The organism is Maribacter sp., assembly GCF_016744255.1.
Taxonomy (GTDB): domain Bacteria; phylum Bacteroidota; class Bacteroidia; order Flavobacteriales; family Flavobacteriaceae; genus Maribacter_B.
Window position 1 is genome coordinate 1 of the sequence record NZ_JADGES010000172.1, and the last position, 2720, is coordinate 2720.

General features: G+C 34.2%; 3 protein-coding genes. 2 read left to right on the forward strand and 1 reads right to left on the reverse strand.

Annotated elements, in window-relative coordinates; translation table 11 throughout:
- Together QZZ51_RS16480 and QZZ51_RS16485 are read left to right on the forward strand one after the other, a co-directional pair.
- The coding region (locus tag QZZ51_RS16480; RefSeq protein ID WP_291871683.1) for a sodium/proton-translocating pyrophosphatase at positions 1 to 990 on the forward strand (990 nt) is incomplete at its 5' end.
- Between the two features lie 95 nt (positions 991 to 1085).
- On the forward strand, positions 1086 to 2084 hold the full coding sequence (locus QZZ51_RS16485; RefSeq protein WP_291871685.1) for a phosphatase domain-containing protein: 999 nt from the start codon (positions 1086 to 1088) through the stop codon (positions 2082 to 2084).
- Between the two features lie 7 nt (positions 2085 to 2091).
- Here the strand turns inward: QZZ51_RS16485 and pepE are convergent.
- On the reverse strand, positions 2092 to 2720 hold a 629-nt coding region (pepE, locus tag QZZ51_RS16490; protein ID WP_291871687.1), incomplete at its 5' end, for a dipeptidase PepE.

The window sequence follows — 2720 nt, forward strand, 5'->3', positions numbered from 1 at the left end:
GTAGGAAATACAACAGCCGCTGTAGGTAAAGGTTTTGCAATAGCCTCAGCAGCTTTAACTGCTTTAGCTTTATTTGCTGCCTTTATGAAAACTGCAAATGTTACATCTATTGACGTTTCTAGGCCAGATATTATGGCGGGCCTTTTAGTAGGTGGTATGTTGCCGTTTGTATTCTCCGCATTGTCTATGAATGCTGTTGGAAGAGCGGCTATGGCAATGATTGAAGAGGTACGTCGCCAATTTAGAGACATTCCAGAATTGAAAGCAGCTCTTACAGTGATGCGTAAATACGATTCGGATATGACAAAAGCCTCTGCTGAAGATAGAGCAATATTTGATGCTGCAGATGGTGTAGCAGAATATGATAAATGTGTAGATATTTCTACCAAAGCATCTATTAAAGAAATGGTGTTGCCAGGTTTGTTGGCAATTGTAGTGCCAGTTGCGGTTGGTTTTCTTGGTGGTGCAGAAATGTTAGGGGGCTTATTAGCAGGCGTTACTACCTGTGGTGTCTTAATGGCAATTTTTCAGTCTAATGCAGGTGGAGCTTGGGATAATGCTAAGAAAACAATAGAAGAAGATGGTCGTAAAGGAACAGATGTTCATAAAGCGGCTGTTGTTGGTGATACGGTTGGGGATCCATTTAAAGATACATCGGGGCCATCCTTAAACATTCTACTAAAATTAATGTCTGTAGTTGCTCTTGTAATAGCGCCAAGTATAGCTTTGGGTGTTGATGAGGGTGTTGCAGCTTATGTAAAGGAAAAAAATACCGAAACTACGAATGTAGAAATGACCATAACAAATAAAGATTTGGCAGAAGCGACTATAGTTTCTACTACTATAGAAAATGGTAAAGAAATCTCAGAAGAAAAAACATTCACAGGGACTAAAACAGAAGTAGAACAACAATTGAAAGATTTTGAAAATGCTACGGTGAAAAGCAATAATGAGTCTACTGAAATTACGATTAAAAAAAGCAGAAATTAAGAAAAATTAATTTCATTTTTAAATTAATAATACAGCCGTCTTACTTTTATGTGAGACGGTTTTTTTATATTTAGTTCTTAGGGAAACAAATACGTATGTTAAAGAAAGATAAGTTGCAAATCATTCCATTTAAGACCTACGGAACACTGTCTCATTTATATTTGAGAGGTAGGGCTCTAGAGGATGAAAATATAGATTTACAAAAAATAGGTTGGCGTTCTGTTTTACTTAATACATGGAAAAGATTCGAAACAGATGAGATTGAGAATGCCGAGTTGCATGTAAAACTTCCAAATAAAGAGGAATTACAGGTAAGTACAGATTCCGAAGGTTATTATTTGATAGATTCGCCTATAGAAAACGCATCTAAAAATACACCAGAAGATGGTTGGTTGCCTTATAAAATTGCATACAAAAATCCTGATAAATTTAAAAATGATATCGTAGCAGGTAATTGTTTTTACGGAGAAATGCTGGTTGCTTTACCTAATTCAGAGTACGGTGTTATTAGTGATGTAGATGATACTATTTTACACACAGGCGTTGCTTCAAAATTTAAGTGGAGAGCTGTCTTTAATACTTTTTTTATTCATGTGTTTCATAGAAAAGCATTAGAAGGTACGGCAGATTTTTATACGCAATTACACAAGGGAAAATCGAAAAACAATTGTAATCCAATTTTTTATGTTAGTAATAGCCCTTGGAATTTATATGGGTATTTAAAAGTTTTTCTTAATCGAAATAATTTTCCAAAAGGAGCTCTTTTGTTACGAGATTTAAGGCATTTTTTTGATAAAATACCGAAGCCGAAAATATCACACAAACATCATGAAATACAGAATATATTAAATACGTATCCAGATTTATCTTTTATACTTATTGGCGATTGTGGCGAACATGATCCAGATATTTATGTAGATATAGTAGCTAAAAATCCTAATAGAATTACATCTATTTACTTAAGATCCGTAAAGAATAAAAAGAAAATGTTACGGGTAGAGAAGTTATTTCAGAATTACCAAGATGTAGAGGTTTTATTAGTCTATAATACAGAGGAGGCAATTAAACATGCAAAAAATAGAGGCTTCATTTAAAAAAAAGTTATTTTAAATGTAAAAGAGAAGCATTGGGGGCAATCTCATTAGGCTCTTTATTCTTTTCAAAAACTCTAGCAGTAAGTTCTTTTCCTTCAAGAATACATTTGTTTTTCTGAACACGAATCCAACTACCCTCGCGTAAACCTACAACAGGTGTTTCGTTATACTGGTGAAACTCTTTTATTCTGGTTTCTCTTGTTTCTCCCTTATGTGTGGAGTTTGGGTCTGGGTCTAAATAGTGAGCGTTAATATTAAATGGTATAATCCCTAGAGTAGTAAAACTAGGAGGATATACAATAGGCATATCATTAGTGTTCCGCATATTAACACCAGCAATATTGCTTCCTGCGCTAGTTCCTAAATAAGGAGTGCCCTTTAGAATAGACTCTTTTAAAGGAGTAAGAAGATTGTGCTCATATAGTTTAGAAACAAGTAAAAAGGTATTGCCTCCTCCAGTAAAAATACCTTTAGCATTTTTAATAGCTTCTATAGGATTGTCAAAAGTATGTATGCCAATAAGTTTTTTGTCAATTCTTTTGAACCCTTTTTTTGCTATAACTGTGTATTCCTCATAAGAAATACCGCTTGGTCTAGCATATGGTATAAAAAGAACCGTATCAGTGTCTTTAAATA

What these genes read in the sequence shown, in the direction of transcription:
- QZZ51_RS16485 (WP_291871685.1), top strand. Translation starts at nt 1,086, where the DNA reads ATGTTAAAGAAAGATAAGTTGCAAATCATTCCATTTAAGACCTACGGA.